The organism is Pseudomonas fluorescens (genome assembly GCF_902498065.1).
Taxonomy (GTDB): domain Bacteria; phylum Pseudomonadota; class Gammaproteobacteria; order Pseudomonadales; family Pseudomonadaceae; genus Aquipseudomonas; species Aquipseudomonas fluorescens_BJ.
The window spans coordinates 1827602-1843594 of record NZ_CABVIR010000001.1 but is presented as its reverse complement, the minus strand read 5'-3'; the positions used below and the strand labels follow the sequence as shown (position 1 = coordinate 1843594).

Here is a 15993-nt window from a genome sequence, read left to right as displayed (position 1 = left end):
ACGGAGATAAAGAATTAGTCTTCATATGTTTACGACGTAGTGGTGAACAGCTGACTGTATCGTTTCAACAATGCGGCGCAGGTACGTGAATTCGTGGTTTTCCTCGACCGCGTTGTCGTCGACTGGGTAATGCCATTCATCTCCGAACAGCGCGGCCAGCAGCTTGTCGTGATGCCGGCATTCACTCGGCGACTCGACGCTGCGCAGAGCCTCGATGTCGTGCCAAAGCTCGCGGGCCTCATCTTTGCTCAGCTCATCCAGCTCCCAGTCGTGTCGGCCCGTCTGTTGCTGACGGCGCTGGACGATGCACTTTTTGGCGAAGGTATGAAGCGCAGTGCCACTGAATCGCGTGCTGCTGATCCCGCGATCCAAACAGTTCAAGATGTAGTGCCAGTCGCAGTCGGAGACGAATTCTGCAACGGTTCGGGGGCCCATGCCGCCCCAGTAGGCGTTCCAGCTGTTGTCCCTGCAGTTGATCGTGATCTTGCCTTGGGCGGTCTGGTAGTTCGGATCAGACTCGGTCGGGCAGTTACGGCGCCCGAAGTCTTCGAGGAAAACCGTGATCGGATCAAGCCGTGGAGCGCCGGTGATCACCAGTTTCGTCACAGTCGAGCAATCAACCTTCAGCGGCTCGGTCGGTTTGTTTTCTGTGGGCATGGGGATACCTCATCTGTAGAATTATTTGAGGGTTATTCTGCTAGGGACGCACATGAACATTTGTCTTGCAATTTCAGATGTCGACTGGACATTAACCAAGGATGCATTCAGTTTGCTTGGGACGGCGGTCTCATTAATCGGAGTGATCGCGGCGGTTTGTTTTGGGGCGCAAGGTTTGTCTGCGTGGAAAAAGCAACTTAGGGGCAGTACTGACCATAGTCTAGCGATGGAGATGTTGATAAGTTTATATCAGTTTAGAGATTCAATTTCAGCTGCTCGTGAGCCCGTCTTTATTGCGAATTCATTGAATTTTGGGGGTGCAATGATATCTATGGAAAGACAAGTAGCAAACTATGAGGTCTTGGCCGACGCCTTAAGGGCTAGACATGAGCAGGCTCTTTCAGCTAAGGCGCGACTAGAGGCTGCCGCCATTGGCTGCGAAGCCGCCTGGGGTGATTTAATGGTTGCTCGATTAAAACGTCTACAAAAACTCTATTCAGAGTTGGAAGCGGCTGTAAAAACACTGTTGATAAAAGAAAATCCGCAAATTCTTGGAGATGCTGAAGAGTTCTATGTCGGATTATATAGGGGGGACGAAAATATTGCGTTCGATAACTCTGAACAAGCATCTTCGGCATTCACTGATGAATTTTTAAAGGCGCTGTACGATTTGGAGTCTTCGTTGAAATCCAAGTTATAGAAGTGGCAACGTTATCTGCTGAAAGGAGGTGTGGATCTACTCTGACTCTGTTCACCTGAAATATCAGGGGACTGTCAAATTATCCTCTGACTTTGGTGAACAGATGATTTCTGGGGCCATAGGGCGTCCTATGCAGGGGCATGCCCGGGCGGTGGAGGGTGGTGGTATCAGGCAGTGGATGGTAGGGCAAGAGTGTCTTCGCCGCCGCGCGCAATGCCGGCGTGTAGATCAACCATGCGGCCGGCGAGCATTCCCGCGATTTGCGCATTCAGGTCGATATCGACGTTACGCGCTTTGCGGGCTTTGCCCACGCCTTTGTTTGCGAGGTACTCGGTGATCAGTGCCTTGTCTTGCGCTTCGACGGCGATGATGTCGCGGCCGTCGCTTGCTGACGGGATATCGTCTTCGCCTTTCGGGACAAGGGCGCTTAGCTTCCCGTAAACCTCGTTGACCCATGCCAGGGCGAAGTGGTCGCCTGCTGTTTCAGCTGAGTAGGGGCTGCGGTGCACGCCTGCACGTATCGCAGCGACGTATTCCTTGCGGGCAAACTTCAGCTTTGTCAGCAGCGCCTCAAACGCATAGAGCGCGATATGCTGCGCAGGTGTCACCCCCACGAAGGACACGCGGGCTATGATTCGATCTTTTTCCTTGCAGTACTTCCGACCGTACAGAGAGGTGCACCCGAACACATGAGCGACAGCCCCGCTCAGACTCCGCTCCCACACGGGGAGGCGTTCGACTCGAGAGAATTGCGACTCGACTTCACCGACGTCGCTCAACTTCACATCCATTTCGCTCAGGCGATACTCGCGCATCAGTGCCTGAGCCTGCCGCAGCGCCGTGGCTGCTTCGTTCTCGTTGGCGCTCTGAGCCAGTGCCAAGCAGTGCTTGATCTTGCGAATCGCGCGCTCGAGTTTCTTTTCGTCGATCTGTTGTACGGACATAGAAAGTCCTCCTTATGGGGCGGCGTTATTGACTCAAGAGGGGCGACTGTGAGGAGCTTTTTGACAAGGCTGTACTGAAGTTTCGGCTCCCCAAGGGTGTACTGACGTATTTGGTGGATCAGTGATTGTTTTTTGATATCATTGAGCATTTGGGGAATTGAATTGTGAAGATGCGTATCTCCTTGTCAGCCAAACCTAAAAGGAGTGAGGTGAGAAACGTAGAGGATTTATGGGAAATCTTTTCTAAAGAAGATCTGGAATCGATGAAGCAAGGCTGGAAAGATGCTTGGGCAGCGGTAAAAACAAAATATATCTATTTTTTGGCTTTGGTTGCTATAGCCCCAATTATATTGGTGGTCTCAGCTGTTTTTTTTCACTTTCAAGGTGGTTTCGATCTGCCTTGGGTTAATGTCCAATATCCTGAGACCGCTGCGCATTGGGGGCAACTTGGAGACTTTGTTGGAGGAATACTCAACCCGCTTCTAAGTTTTGTTGCTTTTATAGCGGTTTTAATAAACTTGGTGCTGCAACGGCAGGATTTGTCTCTTGCACGAGACGAGGCAAGAGAAGCAAACAAAACCCAAAAAATGCAAAGTAGGATATTTGAGAAGCAAAATCAGGCAGTCGAAAGGCAGAGTTTTGAGACTACATTTTTTCGCTTGCTAGATATGCATTCCCAACAAGCTAAAGCTGCTTCTGTTACTGTAATAAATACTGGTAATATTAAAGTTGGCGTGCAGTGTTTTGATTGGGTAAGTTCCAAGTTCTTACCTAGAGCAACCTTTGGTGTGGAAGCCGTCGAACTGGTTTTGCAGAACAAAGAGTATTATTCTAATGAGTACTCAATGGGTATGTTGCGTTACTTTAGAAATTTGCATCAAATATTGAAGTTTATCGATGGCTATGGCAATACTAGCGGCCTTCGCGAAGGGGCTCTAGTAGGAATGCGTATTCGTAAAGCTGTAAGGCAATATGGAGATCAGCGAACCTATGCCAATATGCTCCGAGCGCAGCTGAGCAACGACGAGCAGTGCTGCATATTTGTTAATTGCTTAACTGAAAAAGGCTCTGGTCTTAAATATTATGTAGAGAAATACTCTCTGCTCAAAGGCGTGGAGCTCCCTGCTCCCTACAGGGACGATAGGGTAAAAAATCTATATCAGAGCATTGCTTACGCTGACAGTGAAGAAATAACTCAGGCTCAAATTTTCGATGTTATATCCCAAAAATATGCTGGCGCAACATTGCATCGGTCAGCTGGCGATACAGACTTTGGTGACGATTCTGATCATCGGTAATTTGGACTAAGACTGTCGAAACCGTCTCCTGCCATTCCTCGAAGTCGTGACGCTCTCCCAATATTTGTAGCGCGTCATCGAGCGCCTTCGAAACAATCAGCAGCGCTTCTCGACGCCGATCCGTTCGAGTAGAGCATTCTCCTTGGCACGCTTGTCCTGCTGCATATCCGAGTTGCTCTTGGCCATGGTCTACCTCTTCAATCCCACTGGCTGGCAATCCCAACCATGTCGGCCGGCGCCGGGCGTAGGTCAGTTTGTTGAAGCGCCTCATTTGGACGAGGCGAACTGGAAGCTTTTCTTTGGCGATCAGTTCTTTTTGTTTTTGCCGGATGCGGTTTGGGTAGCCGCTGCGCTCGAGGTGATGCCTGTTGCAGCCATGCTCTTGAGCATCGGTGCGAGCTTGTCGCGTTCGAGGCGCAGCTTGTTGCTGTGCGAGGTACCGAACATTGCCTCTCGTTCACCACTCACGACTGCGGGCACCTGCTCAGCTGTCTTGCCAGCGTCAAAGAATTGATCCAGCTGTTTGTTCAAGTTGCTGATGATCAGATCGCGGGGATTGGGTTGTGGTGCGCTGATCAATGCACACCTTCTGCCAAGCGATTGGCCTGCTTCTCGAATGCGATCGCCATGTTCAGCGCGACCTGATAGTTGAAGCGGAAGGCCATGGTCTTGCCAGTGACCTGGTCAACGATGTGGTAGGCATTGCCGACCGTCTTCACCTGAAAGCGAACTTTCTTATCCGGTGCCGCAAGACCTGCAAGGCGAGCGAACTCTCCACGGGCTGCGTGGGTGCGAATCAACAGGGCGTCGAGAACTTCCCGGCGCTGTTGAATCAGTGGGTGCATTTGCATGGCTGATCCCTCGGTGGTGGGGCTGCGTTCATTCGTCACCACTCGGCGCCGCCTGCTGTTTGCCATTGGGCGCAGGGGAGAGTGCTGACGAATAAAGGCAGGCGTAAAAAAGCCCGATCGGAACCGGGTTTTGTATGCTTCACGAAGACCTCCCTACGTGAGCGCTGGTGCCGCCATTGGGAGGGCTTCAATTGAGCTATTACATGGCTGCCAATCCTCAATGTTGGTTGACGTGAAAATGCAGGGGGCCGGGTTGTGCAGTGAGAACTCGTCCGCATTTGTGTATGCCGGTGATGGCTGTTTGCTATACGATTATCTGCCATCCGATTGGCCGGCATAGGAGATGCACAGCGATGGCAATCAGTGTGAAGACCGTTGAAGAGCTTCGAGATCGACCTCTTTACCGTGAGTCACTGAATTTCAGTGATGGCTCACGAGAACTTCTAGATATACTCGGTGAATACACTTTCCCAGAAACGAAAATGATTCCGTGCGGAATACAGGGATGTCGGACACCGCACATGAGAGGTTTCTTAGTTGTTACCACTGATGGTTTTGAAACTAACATTGGGAATGTTTGTGGAAAAAAACACCTTGGTGTAAATTTCCAAGAGAAGCGGACGGCATTCCGCCAGAAACAAAGCGAAGTTAGAAATGTTGAGAAAATATTTGAAGTTAGACAACTGCTTGCAACTCTGCAACCTTCGCTGGACGATCTTGAGCTGCGATCTGGCAGGGTTGCCAGGCTTAAAATTTTCCTGAACAAAGCCCACCCCCAATTGGCTCGCTTGATATTGGGTAGAGCAAAGCTAGCTCAGGTCAAACTGTTCAAGACTGTTTTGATGGACGAGTCAGAAGCTCTACGCCAGTACTCCCATGAAGTTGAGCCTGATAGCAAAGGGAACTTGGAGCCATTCGAGCATTGGTTTGCTCGACGCCGTCCGACGAAATCTGCACCGGCAGGCGTTTTGGCCGGGCTCAGCTTCTGGAAGTACGATCTTCACCAATTGCTTCGGCAAGATATCCTGAACACAGTAAACGAGCTAAACAGACTAAACGATTCCGAAGTTGCTCAATTGACATCGTCAGAGCTGCGCCGATACGCGAAGTGGGCGCAGACGTTAGAACCTCGAATTCATGAAACGACTCTGGTCGTCTTGGAGGGCGAGAGCTTTTTTAGCATAGAAAATATTGAGGCTCTGCGGCTGCTTGAACCTGATTTAGATCGCTCCTCCAGACGCGAAGTCAAAGTAGCGTTGGATCAACTCAAGGCAGCTTCGTCTCAATAATTGATTTTAGTGAAAGCTCAATAAATGCCCGGTCGTTCAGGGCATTTAGTAGATCTGCTTCAGATGGCAATTCATGCCACAGTTCTGCCAATCCATCTGGCAAAGCATTCCCCATGGCCGAGATAAATTCATCGCCAGACCAAGTAGCCAAGTGATAACCATCACATGAGTTGTAAATCAAGATCGTCTGATTGATTGGCGGCTTGATCCAAGCTGTTCGCTTAAAGTAAAAGTTAGTGTCACCCAACACATTTTTCATTTCGTGAACCTCCTGTAGTCATCCCAAAGCACCCTCGCAAGAAGGTGCTTCAGTGATGCTCTCCATCCTATTGCCGCCGGAAGGGGCGGGGCGCGTTGCATACCGGGTCACTCACACGGTAGAGGCGTTTCACCATCGAGCAGCCGTCCAGGTTGTTCCTGTCGTTGGCAGGCTTTCGGGCCTGTCTGCTCGCCGGTCGCCGGTAGAGGCAATGTGGTCTGTTGGTTTGTTTGTTGCGCTGACTGTTAAAGAGCGGCGCAGCTTTCACTGCTGGCCGTGCTGTTCGGCTTGAATCAAATATAAGCGTGCTTATCGCCTCTCGTCAATAAGTAAACTTATAAAATTTACGCGGGACGATAAAAAGCCCGCATTGCGCGGGCTTCGTTCAGTAGTCGAGGTATCTCCTCCAGCCGATCCGTACGCTATCAATATCCAGCCTTTCCACCGTTATACCGTCCGTATCGTCAAGTTCTTGCAAGATGCGATTCCAAGCTTCCAGGGCTTCATCCTCGCGCCTGGTTATGGTGATTGCCTGATACTTCTGCACTCTCGGATCTGACAACATTCGTTGAAATCTTCGGCCTACTTGTTCATAACAGGTATTGGTGCCGGCGACGTTTGTATTGCTTTGATTCATGCCATCTTCCTTGGCGTTGCTGTATGGATAAACAGTATTTCATCCTTGGCAAAACGGCAATGTGTATGGAGTACAATTGTACTCTTTTGTGGGGCGGACATTAAAAAGCCCACCAGGTGGCGGGCTTCGATAACGAGGTCAACGACTAGAGCTTGCCGGTCATTCGAACGGCGACGCCGATTATCCGGCAGTCCTCATCCATCTCAACCATTCTGTATGCCGGGTTGAGCGGCTTCAGATACCGCACACCACCGTCTTCTATAAGTTTCTTGAAGGTGGCCTCGTTGCTGGCCGGGAGTTTCGCGATTACCAATTTTCCAGGTTTAACGTCGGCTTCTGTATCCACCAAAATCATCATGCCTTCAGGAACGCTGACCCCTGACGGTGCCGTCATCGAGTCACCTTTCACCTCGAGCCAAAAAGCCGGGCCTTTCGAGTCGTAATCTGAAAGCTCGTAGCGATCGGAGAATCCGTCAGGGTATGGTTGAACTGCCTCTTCCCAAGAACCAGCGGAAACCCAACTGATTACTGGATATCGATAAAGCTGGGCGGGTTGTGGTGCCATTTTCACGTTGGAGTCGCCCGACAGTTTGTCTGTCATCGATCCAATCCCATCAGAAAGCCAGATCGCACTTACACCGCAAAGGTGGGCAAATTTCGCGAGATGGACGCTCTGCTGGTTTTTTCCTGTCTCCAGTTGCGAAATTACGGGTTGCTCTACTCCGGCCTTATCGGCCAGCGCTTTCTGGGTCAGGTTCGCATGCTTGCGTGCGAGCTTCATGCGTTCGGCTAGTGTCGTCATATCCGTAATTTATAAGTTCCCTTATGCTCTTGCAAATAAGCCTCCTTCTTAATACGATATAAGCATGCTTATTAGGAGGGCTCTTTATGACCCCTATCGAAAGGCTCGTCGAGCACTTCGGCGGGCAGACCAAAACAGCTCTTGCGCTGGGGGTTACTCAAGCCGCGGTTTCCTACTGGGTCACGGGAGCCTATTCCATGAGTGCGAAAACCGCGTTCAAAGCAGAAGAGCTTACCAATGGGCTGATATCGGCCCGCGACCTATGCGCAGAACCAAAAACCGCGGTCAGTGTTGCGTAGTCGATGAAGAACATTTTGCGGGTTGCGGTTGCTACTCGCCACGGAAACAAATTTGAGGGTTTACGAATGGAAGATTTCTTGAGGGCTTGCCACACCACCGTCAAGGAAAGTGGGGCAGAGGAGCTGGCCGGGAAGATGTGCATGGCACACGTGAGCTTGCTCCAGCGCTCGAACCCGGACAACGCGGCGCATCACCTGACTATTGAGCACCTGTTCGGAATCTTGCTGCACACCGAGGACATGCGTCCGCTGAAAGCCTTGGCCGATCAGTTTGGTTTTGAACTCGTTCCAAAGATCGCTCCGGCACCTAAGGAGCTGACCGCGTCTCTGGTGCACGTCGGCAAAGAAGTCGCAGACCTGACTATCGCAGTGCACGAAGCACTGGATGATCAGCACGTTTCGCTAAGTGAAAAGACCGACATTCTCAACGAGATCGGTCATGTCCGCGAAAGTCTGCATTTGCTTGAAAGCTCGGTCAAAGCCGCCTGAATTGCAAGCATAAAAAAACCGCCTGGCAGGGCGGCTTAGTACAACTTCATTTCGAGGTGAATAGTGACCAATAAGACCCCCAGAGTCAACAGTTCCGGTGATGTCGCGACACCTTATGACCAGTCTGCAAAAGTGTCTCGACACCACCATGCAAGCCAGTCTGCAGCGATGAATGCCGCCCTCATGGTTGGTTCGCAGTACTCGCACGAATCCAAATCTCACTTCTGCCGGCAATGCCTGAATCACCTCAAGGCATCACTGGCAACTGTCCAGGATGTTTCTGCATGAGCACCATCATTATGAGTCTGTGTTGGCCGTTGCAGGGCATGAGCGGCCCGCAAAAGGCTGTGCTCATATCGCTGGCAGATAATGCTAACGACGAGGGCGTCTGCTGGCCTTCGGTTGCCCGTATTTCGGAGCGAACCTGCCTTGCTGAACGGACAGTTCAAACTGCAATCAAGTGGCTGGGGCAGGTTGGGTTGCTGTCAGTTCGTGAGCGAATGGGTCGTTCGACAATGTACACCCTAACCCCAGCAGCATATGCACCCCCGCGAGAGTCGCACCCCGCAGCAGCTGCACCATCACCCCCGCAGCTCACTACAGAACCCCCCGCAGCAGCTGCACCCAGAACCGTAATAGAACCATCAAGTGAACCGTCACCTCTTGTCGGCGATGAGCAAACGCCGAAAGTCTCGAAGACGAAATGCCCGACTCAGGCAATCGTGGACTTGTTCAACAAGACCATTCCCGAGTTTCCTCGCGTCGTGATGCTGACCAAGGATCGGATCGCCAAGATCGGTGCTCGCTGGAATGAAAGCGAAGTCCATCAGGATCTCCAGTTCTGGGCTGAGTACTTCGCTTTGGTGCGTTCGAGCAAGTTCCTGATGGGGGAGGTATCCGCTTCCGGGGGCACTCCTTTCCGCTGCAACTTCGATTGGCTGATTGCACCGAGCAACTTCGTCAAGGTCGTTGAGGGTAACTATCATGCGTGACCCTCACAGCATCGAGGCTGAACACGGCCTGCTGGGCGCCATGATGCAGCGCCCAGACCTGATCGATACGCTTTCTGAAGACTTGTCGGCAGAGGCGTTTTACTTCCCGGCAAACGCCGATGTGTACCGCAGCATCATGGCTATCCGTTCGGCTGGTCAGGCGGTTGACTTCCTGACTGTGGGTAATCACGTCGGTTCGATGGACGACGGCAGCCCGGCATTCGCCTATTGCGCCGAAATCGTCAAAAACACTCCGAGCATTGCTAACGCCAGAACATACGCACAGATCGTTCGTGAACGCGCTATTGACCGGGCGCTCTACGAGCTTGGCAGCCAAGCGATGGAAATATCCCAAGGTACCGAGGACACGCAGGCGAAAATTGCCGCTGTTCAGGCTGCGGCCATGGCGATTGATTGCGGTTCGGGTGATGACGACATCGTCAAGGTGGGTGACGTGTTGATCGACCAGATCGAGGTCTGGCAGGAACGCCATGATCGTCATTCTCGCGGTGAAACGCTGATCGGTTTATCCACCGGCCTGAAAGATCTGGATGAAAAGCTGGGTGGCTTACAGCCAGATCACCTGTACATCGTTGCCGGCCGTCCTGCCATGGGCAAGACCACGCTCGCCATGGGGTTCTCAATCGATGCGGCGGTGCGCCAAAACAAGTCAGCGCTCGTCATCAGCCTTGAGATGAACAAAGGTCAGCTGGTGGACAGGGCTACGGCTTCCGAGGGGCGCATCCCACTAACGCTGGTGAAAAACGGAACCGCCTGCGAGACACACGGCACTGAACTACAGGCCGCTGCTGGGGTACTTCGCCGCGCTCCGCTGTACATCGCTGACCGAGCTGGCTCGTCAATTGGACGCATCCGTTCGCTCGCTCGCCGCCACAAAATGCGTTACGGCCTAGACCTGCTGATGATCGATTACCTGCAATTGGTGGAGGGCGAGGGCGGCAACCGGACCGAAGAGGTCAGCAGCATAAGCCGCGGCTGCAAGTTGCTCGCCAAGGAACTGGGCATCCCCGTTGTGTTGCTCAGCCAGCTCTCCCGCAAATGCGAGGAGCGTCCGAACAAGCGCCCAATCCCTTCTGATTTGCGGGAGTCCGGAGCCATTGAGCAGGACGCCGATGTGATCCTGTTCGTGTATCGCGACGAGGTCTATCACGAAAACACGGAAGCCAAAGGCATTGCCGAAATAATCATCGGCAAGGGGCGCGACATCGAGATGGGCACTGTCCGCACGGCGTTTCTTGGTCAATTTAACCGTTTCGAAAACCTTGCTGCCGGGTGGAAGCCGGAGCCTGTCAAGCAGCCGGAAAAAGTCACCAGCCTAGCCAGCCGTTACCGCAAAAAGGATTCGTTTTGATGAATACAAGGCGACTCGCTGTTCCGGACCCGTCCACCTACCGTTTCGCGGTGTTCTGCTGCTCGTTCAAGGTTGACCTGAGCTCTCCGCCGGATCACGCACTGGCATTGTTCGCGGATGAGGCCATGGCCAGACGTTACGGCGCATGGATGTGGCCGGGTACCTACGAAGTCGTCGACGTCACGACGGGTAGACCGCCATGCGCGTGACCTCGAAGAAGCTCCGAGCCTCCGCCAACGGCCAGGAATGCACCGTCCGGATGCCGGGAATCTGCAACCACAATCCAGAAACCACCGTCCTCGCGCATCTGCCTTGCGGGCAGAAGGGCATGGGTATGAAGGGCTTCGACACCGTCGCGGTGTATGCCTGCTGCGCCTGTCACGACGTAATCGATGGTCGCGCCGCCGGCGACATCGATTGGCATGATATGCCACGCGCCGTTGCTGAAACCCACGAAGGCTTGATTCGGGCCGGAATTCTTACCGTAAAGGGGGCTACATGAGCACTGCTGCGGTGAAGGTCACCGATGCCGAATTAAAGCGGCAATCGGCGGGCACAGTGCAGGACGTGCGCGACCTCGAAAACAAAGGACTGTACCTGCGCTTCAACAAGGCCCGCACAGGTGGTTCGTGGTATCTGGTGCTGAAGGGCAAATGGAATCCCATCGGCACGTTCCCCGAGCTGATTCACAAACAGGTCGTAGCGGCGCTGCCGTCGCTTCGGCTGCGTCTGGCCGCCGGGGAGGGCGCGAGCCTGTCGAAGTGGAACACTGTCGGCGAACTGCTTGACTGGTTCGCTGACCGAATGTCGCGCGATCGCAATCTATCGACCAAGCGCAAGAACACCGGCGCCTCGATCATCAAGTGCCATCTGAAGCCGCGCCTCGGAGAGCTGCCGCTGATCGGCATCGACAAGGCCACGCTCGATACCCTGCTGATGTGGCCACTGCAAGAGACAGTTTCCATCGACTACGTGCGCTCGGCGTTCCAGCTGCTGGCCCTCGCATTCAGGCAGGCGGCCAAGCTGGGCATGGTCTCGTCCAATCCAATGGCGGCGATCCGCTTCAATGACTTCTCCAAGGCAAAGGTCGGTATCAAGCCATCGCGCTTGCGAGGTGTTCAGTTGGAAGGCCTGCTCGAGCAACTGGCCAAAGTCATGACTACGGCGCCGCTGGATTCGATGCTCGCGTTGATGATGCTCTGCCATGGCACGCGGATCGGGGAAACACGCATGGCGCGCTGGTCGCACATTAGCCTGGCCGAGCGGGAATGGTTCATCCCAGCGGAGCACACGAAAACCGGTGTCGAGCATCACCTGCCCCTGACCGAGCAAGTGTGCACGCTGCTGACCCGGTACCGCGAAGGCCAATACGCCCGAGGCTATGAGGGCCAGTGCCTGTTCCCGGCGCGCAACGGCAAGGCGCTGGGTGAGGCTCAGGGCTGCGCCGTGTTCCGTCGGTTGGGGCAGGGCGAGTGGACCAGTCACGACCTGCGCAAGGTGGCCCGCACTGGCTGGGCAGATCTCGGGATCGATCACCTGATTGGTGAACTGCTGATCAACCACGCGATGGGCCACAACGTGAAGGTGTACATCCAATCGGACGTGATGAGCCGCAAGCGTGACGCCCTCGAACGGTGGCACGCGCATCTAGATCAGAAAGGCTTTACAGCGATTCACGGATTGACCGGCTTTAGATTTGAAGATTCTGGTAATTCACTGCAAGCCACAGAACATAAGGCCAGCAAGACCACTGAAGAAACAACCATAGGCGAGGTTTTAAATCATGCAGAAAGGGCGAGTGCCTGGCTTTAAGCGTGAACGGATCGAGCTCGAGCCTTGCTTGATCTGCGCGGGAAAAGCGGTAGTAAAAGGTTTGTTTTATGAACTGGTTTGCACTGATTGCAACGGTTCAGGTTGGGTTGTTAGGGGCAGCAAGTTGGTGCTTTCTTCCGACGAGTTGGTCACTCAGTTGAGTTTCAAATTACAGCACGCACAACGTGAAATTTTGGCTCTGAAAAGCCCGAGCCAGGTGGATGGGTTACAGAGCAAAAACGACAAAGCGAACCGCCTGGGGGCGGGCGGAACAAACTACACTGGGGATTGAGAACATGATGATTCGAAAGCCGGCAGGGCGACCACTGGGAGATACCGAATACCTACTTGAGCAGTGGGGATGGTGGCGAATGGATGGTGCAGGATTGCCTACCTACATTTCCCCGACGTTCGCGTTGATGCGGCAAGCAGTTACGCAAGTGTCCGCGAGTAAAAATTATTGCATCACCGATGACTGGGCTATTGTCATTGACCGCGCGGTAGCCCTGCTCACGCGCCGAGATCAGCAAATGGGCGATATTATCTGGTTGTACTTTGGTGCGAAATGGCCGATGGCGCGTGTAGGTAAGCACTATCGGATCAGCGAGGGTAAAGCTCGTGAGTTAGCTAGGGCTGGTGCTGCGTGGATCGACTGTGCAGTGAGTGAGAAGCGTGATGCGGCATGACATGTACCTATGATGCTTTAATTCTATAGGAGGTGTCTCTATTCCTGAGTAGCCGGCACAAATGTGCCGGCTGTGACATAAAGATAATTACTTTTTTTTGGGTGTGTTAAATAGTCCAAATTTTACCTTTGTACAAGAAGTCGCTTATTTTTGGTGGTTCTAATTTTACCGATGGATGGTTGGAAAGGATTAAGCGTATCATTCGAATCGCGCTATAAGCCTCTATCATCAGAGCCCTTTGCTCATGGAAATATTTTTGATCGAATGCGTCTTCTTTAATAGAGTGTGCAGGACTTTGCCTTAACTTTCGTACTTTTCGAAACGCATCCATCATCTCTTTTATTGGTTCCTCTTCTTCAGCGACGAAGCAAGTGTGTGCCCATTCATCAAGAAGCGCAATTGTGCCTTTTTGGCGAACTTCGATTTTGCCGTCAGGTCTTTCATTGTCCTCTTCAAGCTCTAGCTCAGGCGAGAAGAATTTTTTATTCAGATTGTCCGACATCATTTGGTCTAGCAGTAAAACAAACTTATTAAACTCGGCTAGTGTGGGTCGAAGCAGAAATCCAAAGTCTCTTGGCTTTTCATTGATAAAGCTTTTTCGGAATAAAGGTGGCTTTTTGATGATTTCTGCCATTTTGTTGATTAAATCAATTTCTTGAGTGAAGGCAGAAAATATTGATATTTTTGTTCCCCAGTGACCCATGCTATTTGCTAAGTAACCAGGATGGAGCTGATGCTCGTCGCAAAGTTCTTTTGCTTTCCATATAGCCTGGTGTTCTGGGCTTAGGTCGGAAAGATACCTTAAGAAAACTGCAACTGCTCTGTTTAGGTCTTTGTCGTGAGCAAAGCCAAAGGATTGCAGTAATATTTGATCGTGCTCGGGCATAGAAGACGATTCGAAATATTCGTCCCGTATAGATATGTTTCCATTGATAAAGTCGGTTTCGTAATGGTAGCGAGGGTCATTTCGATAATGTTCGAGTACAGATAGATCAAACACCCTGAAGTCTAGTTGGCCGGCGCCGAGTGCAAGCAGTTTTGTGTAGGGTGTTGGCGTGAAGTCGGGAAGTGCGGGAAATCCTTCTAGAGTTTGCGGCACCGGATAGAGGCAGAAATGATCTGAGAACTCTAGCGTATCAAGGAATTCTAGTTGCTGGGCTACAGACGTTCCTGAAAATGCTTTGATGTGGGGGTTCGGGTGAATGTTGCCAAAGACTACTTCAATAAGGTTGCTCGATACGAGGTCTACAAGCACCTGTTTTGCTTTTGTGTTATTAAGTTTGAAGTCTTTTTTTAGGGCGTGAACAGGGTATCCATTAAAATCATTAGAGTTCAAATAGAAGCGTGTGACTTTGTCAGTGATTAGGTCGAGCATGCTTATTACCGTAGTTGGTTTGACAGTCTGAATTCGATTCTTGTCGACTGTGATTGCGTTAAAATTGTTCTGTGTAGGCTGTTCCGTAGGGTAGCTGACTTCCCTTCAAAAAGGTGTTTTCCGCGCGGAATAGATCTGTTTTCATAGCAGCGTGTGTTGCTGTGAACGCAGCGAGACGCTTTCAAAAACCCGGCCAATGAGTCGGGTTTTTTGTACCTACTTACAAGCCCCGCCATTGAGCGGGGCTTTTTCGTTTTCGGCCCCATGCCTGCCTCTTTGCTCTGCGCGGATGACAGTGACATGGAGGCCGAACCTATTTGAGGACTACAGATGAGCACAGAGCAACAAGCTCTCGCGGATGTACCCCTTTGGCTGTTGATACTGTTGAGCATGGCGGGCCTATCAGGAGAGATGCTGAGAGCGTCAGGTAGTGACCTGGGCCTACAGCAGATCCTGCAACGCGTAGCGTTACGGTTTCTCGCGTCCGGTCTTCTGGGAATGGCTACTTTGCTGCTAGCAATGGCGCTCTGGAACAACCTGTATTTAGCTGCGGGACTGGGCATCGTGATCGCGGTGATTGGGGCAGATGTCGCGGGAGGCCTTTACACCCAGTTTTTGGCCAGGAAGGCGGGTGTTAGCAGCCCACCGACAACCAAAAAATTGGGCGATCAGTAATAGCTGGCAGAGGGGAGGGTTGTGCAGTGTTCAAGGTAGGTATTGGATTGGATGCTGCCCCAGTTCTCTGGGAGCTGGACGATATGGCCCGGCGGCAGGTGCCCTTTGCGCGGGTATTGATGGCCACCCGGCTAGCTAAGCGGGTCAAAAAAGGCATGATCCCGGTGATGAAGACGCGACTTGATCGACCGACACCGACCACGCTGAACAGCCTGTTTACGAAGGCGGCCACTACTGCTGGTAAGCCGGCCGAGGTGTATTTCAAGGACTCATGGACGTCTGGCATCCCCGCTGATGTTTACCTTCAACAGGCTGTTGCTGGTGGTCTGCGTCCGCACAAGCGCTTTGAAAAGGCTCTGATTGCGCGCGGCATCATGCAGTCCAGTGAGTATGCCGTTCCCACGGCGCCATTCATGAACCAATACGGCAACGTCTCGCGCGGCACCATGACCAAGATCCTTTCGGGCTTGGGCGCCGCTTCGATGCGCGCGGGCTATCAGGCCAATGCCACTAACAGCCGGCGAAGCAACGCCAAAGGAAACGCCCATCGGTACTTCTCTGGTGAGGTTGATGGTTCGCGGGCAGTGTGGGAGCGAGTCGGTAAGGGTGATGAAGTCCGCCCGGTCTTTGTCTTCAGCGCATCGGCGCCGCGTTACCGCACCATTTTTCCGTTCTTCAAGATCGGCGAGAACATCGTAAAGGCGAACCACGCGGCCGAGTTTGCCCAGGCATTCGCCGATGCGCGCGCGTCGGCTCGCTGATCACGCGTCGAGGGCGCGAAATGTCGAAAAACATCCCCTTTTCGTGCGGTTTTCGTTGACAGGCGGCCTCGGGGTGAAATCCAGAAGGTACTCCC

Annotated in this window: 22 protein-coding genes; 14 read left to right on the top strand and 8 right to left on the bottom strand. The window is 52.6% G+C overall.

Features of this window, described 5'->3' with window-relative positions; genetic code table 11:
* Positions 1–21: 21 nt before the first annotated feature.
* On the bottom strand, positions 22–657 hold the full coding sequence (locus F8N43_RS08685; RefSeq protein ID WP_150653614.1) for a hypothetical protein: 636 nt from the start codon (positions 655–657) through the stop codon (positions 22–24).
* A gap of 52 nt (positions 658–709) precedes the next feature.
* Between F8N43_RS08685 and F8N43_RS08680 the strand changes: the two genes are divergently transcribed.
* Entirely contained in the window at positions 710–1357 is a 648-nt protein-coding gene (locus F8N43_RS08680) for a hypothetical protein (RefSeq protein WP_150653613.1), read from the top strand.
* Between the two features lie 167 nt (positions 1358–1524).
* Here F8N43_RS08680 and F8N43_RS08675 read toward each other — a convergent pair whose 3' ends face one another.
* Positions 1525–2301, bottom strand: coding sequence for a DUF2786 domain-containing protein (locus F8N43_RS08675; protein WP_150653612.1), 777 nt, complete (start codon positions 2299–2301; stop codon positions 1525–1527).
* A gap of 170 nt (positions 2302–2471) precedes the next feature.
* Between F8N43_RS08675 and F8N43_RS08670 the strand changes: the two genes are divergently transcribed.
* Entirely contained in the window at positions 2472–3599 is a 1128-nt protein-coding gene (locus F8N43_RS08670) for a putative phage abortive infection protein (RefSeq protein WP_224787816.1), read from the top strand.
* Positions 3600–3905: 306 nt separating this feature from the next.
* Here the strand turns inward: F8N43_RS08670 and F8N43_RS08660 are convergent, their stop codons facing one another.
* A complete protein-coding gene (locus tag F8N43_RS08660; protein WP_150653610.1) occupies positions 3906–4178 on the bottom strand; it encodes a hypothetical protein in 273 nt (90 codons plus the stop codon).
* The gene (locus F8N43_RS08655) at positions 4175–4450 is read right to left on the bottom strand and encodes a hypothetical protein (RefSeq protein ID WP_224787802.1); all 276 of its coding nucleotides are present in this window, start codon (positions 4448–4450) and stop codon (positions 4175–4177) included. Before F8N43_RS08655 ends, F8N43_RS08660 begins: the two co-directional genes overlap by 4 nt.
* A gap of 353 nt (positions 4451–4803) precedes the next feature.
* Between F8N43_RS08655 and F8N43_RS08650 the strand changes: the two genes are divergently transcribed.
* Entirely contained in the window at positions 4804–5739 is a 936-nt protein-coding gene (locus F8N43_RS08650; protein ID WP_150653609.1) for a hypothetical protein, read from the top strand.
* Here F8N43_RS08650 and F8N43_RS08645 read toward each other — a convergent pair.
* The 3 genes from F8N43_RS08645 to F8N43_RS08635 form a co-directional block, all read right to left on the bottom strand.
* Positions 5717–5998 carry a hypothetical protein gene (locus F8N43_RS08645; RefSeq protein ID WP_150653608.1) on the bottom strand — a complete coding sequence of 94 codons (282 nt, stop codon included), beginning with the start codon at positions 5996–5998 and terminating at the stop codon, positions 5717–5719. The genes F8N43_RS08650 and F8N43_RS08645 overlap by 23 nt on opposite strands.
* Before the next feature lie 385 nt (positions 5999–6383).
* Positions 6384–6635, bottom strand: a complete 252-nt coding sequence (locus tag F8N43_RS08640; RefSeq protein ID WP_150653607.1) for a DUF1654 domain-containing protein — start codon at positions 6633–6635, stop codon at positions 6384–6386.
* Positions 6636–6780: 145 nt separating this feature from the next.
* Positions 6781–7416, bottom strand: a complete 636-nt coding sequence (locus F8N43_RS08635) for an XRE family transcriptional regulator (RefSeq protein ID WP_318182892.1) — start codon at positions 7414–7416, stop codon at positions 6781–6783.
* Between the two features lie 107 nt (positions 7417–7523).
* On the opposite strand from F8N43_RS08635, the gene F8N43_RS08630 reads away from it, so the two are divergent.
* The 9 genes from F8N43_RS08630 to F8N43_RS08590 all read left to right on the top strand — a co-directional run bounded on the left by F8N43_RS08630 (position 7524) and on the right by F8N43_RS08590 (position 13087).
* Complete coding sequence (locus tag F8N43_RS08630; protein WP_150653605.1) at positions 7524–7736, top strand: transcriptional regulator; 213 nt, start codon at positions 7524–7526, stop codon at positions 7734–7736.
* Between the two features lie 66 nt (positions 7737–7802).
* The gene (locus F8N43_RS08625; protein ID WP_150653665.1) at positions 7803–8225 is read left to right on the top strand and encodes a phage regulatory CII family protein; all 423 of its coding nucleotides are present in this window, start codon (positions 7803–7805) and stop codon (positions 8223–8225) included.
* 284 nt (positions 8226–8509) lie between these two features.
* Entirely contained in the window at positions 8510–9217 is a 708-nt protein-coding gene (locus tag F8N43_RS08620) for a helix-turn-helix domain-containing protein (protein ID WP_150653604.1), read from the top strand.
* The gene (gene dnaB / locus F8N43_RS08615; RefSeq protein ID WP_150653603.1) at positions 9210–10589 is read left to right on the top strand and encodes a replicative DNA helicase; all 1380 of its coding nucleotides are present in this window, start codon (positions 9210–9212) and stop codon (positions 10587–10589) included. Before F8N43_RS08620 ends, dnaB begins: the two co-directional genes overlap by 8 nt.
* Positions 10589–10798: a hypothetical protein gene (locus tag F8N43_RS08610; protein ID WP_150653602.1), complete on the top strand. Its 210-nt coding sequence runs from the start codon at positions 10589–10591 to the stop codon at positions 10796–10798. The genes dnaB and F8N43_RS08610 overlap by 1 nt, the downstream gene beginning before the upstream one ends.
* Positions 10789–11091, top strand: a complete 303-nt coding sequence (locus F8N43_RS08605; protein WP_150653601.1) for a nuclease domain-containing protein — start codon at positions 10789–10791, stop codon at positions 11089–11091. The genes F8N43_RS08610 and F8N43_RS08605 overlap by 10 nt, the downstream gene beginning before the upstream one ends.
* A complete protein-coding gene (locus F8N43_RS08600) occupies positions 11088–12401 on the top strand; it encodes a tyrosine-type recombinase/integrase (protein WP_150653600.1) in 1314 nt (437 codons plus the stop codon). The genes F8N43_RS08605 and F8N43_RS08600 overlap by 4 nt, the downstream gene beginning before the upstream one ends.
* The gene (locus tag F8N43_RS08595) at positions 12373–12693 is read left to right on the top strand and encodes a hypothetical protein (RefSeq protein ID WP_150653599.1); all 321 of its coding nucleotides are present in this window, start codon (positions 12373–12375) and stop codon (positions 12691–12693) included. The genes F8N43_RS08600 and F8N43_RS08595 overlap by 29 nt, the downstream gene beginning before the upstream one ends.
* 4 nt (positions 12694–12697) lie before the next feature.
* The gene (locus F8N43_RS08590) at positions 12698–13087 is read left to right on the top strand and encodes an antiterminator Q family protein (protein ID WP_191630111.1); all 390 of its coding nucleotides are present in this window, start codon (positions 12698–12700) and stop codon (positions 13085–13087) included.
* A gap of 106 nt (positions 13088–13193) precedes the next feature.
* Here F8N43_RS08590 and F8N43_RS08585 read toward each other — a convergent pair whose 3' ends face one another.
* A complete protein-coding gene (locus F8N43_RS08585; protein WP_150653598.1) occupies positions 13194–14462 on the bottom strand; it encodes an AAA family ATPase in 1269 nt (422 codons plus the stop codon).
* A 330-nt stretch (positions 14463–14792) separates the two neighbouring features.
* Between F8N43_RS08585 and F8N43_RS08580 the strand changes: the two genes are divergently transcribed.
* Both F8N43_RS08580 and F8N43_RS08575 read left to right on the top strand, forming a co-directional pair.
* Entirely contained in the window at positions 14793–15137 is a 345-nt protein-coding gene (locus tag F8N43_RS08580; RefSeq protein ID WP_150653597.1) for a phage holin family protein, read from the top strand.
* Between the two features lie 26 nt (positions 15138–15163).
* Entirely contained in the window at positions 15164–15898 is a 735-nt protein-coding gene (locus tag F8N43_RS08575) for a hypothetical protein (protein WP_150653596.1), read from the top strand.
* Positions 15899–15993 lie beyond the last annotated feature (95 nt).

Excerpts from the sequence above, each read along its gene's own strand:
- F8N43_RS08670 (WP_224787816.1), top strand. The coding sequence starts at position 2,472 with ATGCGTATCTCCTTGTCAGCCAAACCTAAAAGGAGTGAGGTGAGAAAC.
- F8N43_RS08650 (WP_150653609.1), top strand. The coding sequence starts at position 4,804 with ATGGCAATCAGTGTGAAGACCGTTGAAGAGCTTCGAGATCGACCTCTT.
- F8N43_RS08585 (WP_150653598.1), bottom strand. The coding sequence starts at position 14,462 with ATGCTCGACCTAATCACTGACAAAGTCACACGCTTCTATTTGAACTCT.
- F8N43_RS08675 (WP_150653612.1), bottom strand. The coding sequence starts at position 2,301 with ATGTCCGTACAACAGATCGACGAAAAGAAACTCGAGCGCGCGATTCGC.
- F8N43_RS08625 (WP_150653665.1), top strand. The coding sequence starts at position 7,803 with ATGGAAGATTTCTTGAGGGCTTGCCACACCACCGTCAAGGAAAGTGGG.
- F8N43_RS08610 (WP_150653602.1), top strand. The coding sequence starts at position 10,589 with ATGAATACAAGGCGACTCGCTGTTCCGGACCCGTCCACCTACCGTTTC.
- dnaB (WP_150653603.1), top strand. The coding sequence starts at position 9,210 with ATGCGTGACCCTCACAGCATCGAGGCTGAACACGGCCTGCTGGGCGCC.
- F8N43_RS08645 (WP_150653608.1), bottom strand. The coding sequence starts at position 5,998 with ATGAAAAATGTGTTGGGTGACACTAACTTTTACTTTAAGCGAACAGCT.
- F8N43_RS08595 (WP_150653599.1), top strand. The coding sequence starts at position 12,373 with ATGCAGAAAGGGCGAGTGCCTGGCTTTAAGCGTGAACGGATCGAGCTC.
- F8N43_RS08580 (WP_150653597.1), top strand. The coding sequence starts at position 14,793 with ATGAGCACAGAGCAACAAGCTCTCGCGGATGTACCCCTTTGGCTGTTG.
- F8N43_RS08680 (WP_150653613.1), top strand. The coding sequence starts at position 710 with ATGAACATTTGTCTTGCAATTTCAGATGTCGACTGGACATTAACCAAG.
- F8N43_RS08685 (WP_150653614.1), bottom strand. The coding sequence starts at position 657 with ATGCCCACAGAAAACAAACCGACCGAGCCGCTGAAGGTTGATTGCTCG.
- F8N43_RS08600 (WP_150653600.1), top strand. The coding sequence starts at position 11,088 with ATGAGCACTGCTGCGGTGAAGGTCACCGATGCCGAATTAAAGCGGCAA.
- F8N43_RS08620 (WP_150653604.1), top strand. The coding sequence starts at position 8,510 with ATGAGCACCATCATTATGAGTCTGTGTTGGCCGTTGCAGGGCATGAGC.
- F8N43_RS08640 (WP_150653607.1), bottom strand. The coding sequence starts at position 6,635 with ATGAATCAAAGCAATACAAACGTCGCCGGCACCAATACCTGTTATGAA.
- F8N43_RS08655 (WP_224787802.1), bottom strand. The coding sequence starts at position 4,450 with ATGCAAATGCACCCACTGATTCAACAGCGCCGGGAAGTTCTCGACGCC.
- F8N43_RS08605 (WP_150653601.1), top strand. The coding sequence starts at position 10,789 with ATGCGCGTGACCTCGAAGAAGCTCCGAGCCTCCGCCAACGGCCAGGAA.
- F8N43_RS08630 (WP_150653605.1), top strand. The coding sequence starts at position 7,524 with ATGACCCCTATCGAAAGGCTCGTCGAGCACTTCGGCGGGCAGACCAAA.
- F8N43_RS08590 (WP_191630111.1), top strand. The coding sequence starts at position 12,698 with ATGATGATTCGAAAGCCGGCAGGGCGACCACTGGGAGATACCGAATAC.
- F8N43_RS08635 (WP_318182892.1), bottom strand. The coding sequence starts at position 7,416 with ATGAAGCTCGCACGCAAGCATGCGAACCTGACCCAGAAAGCGCTGGCC.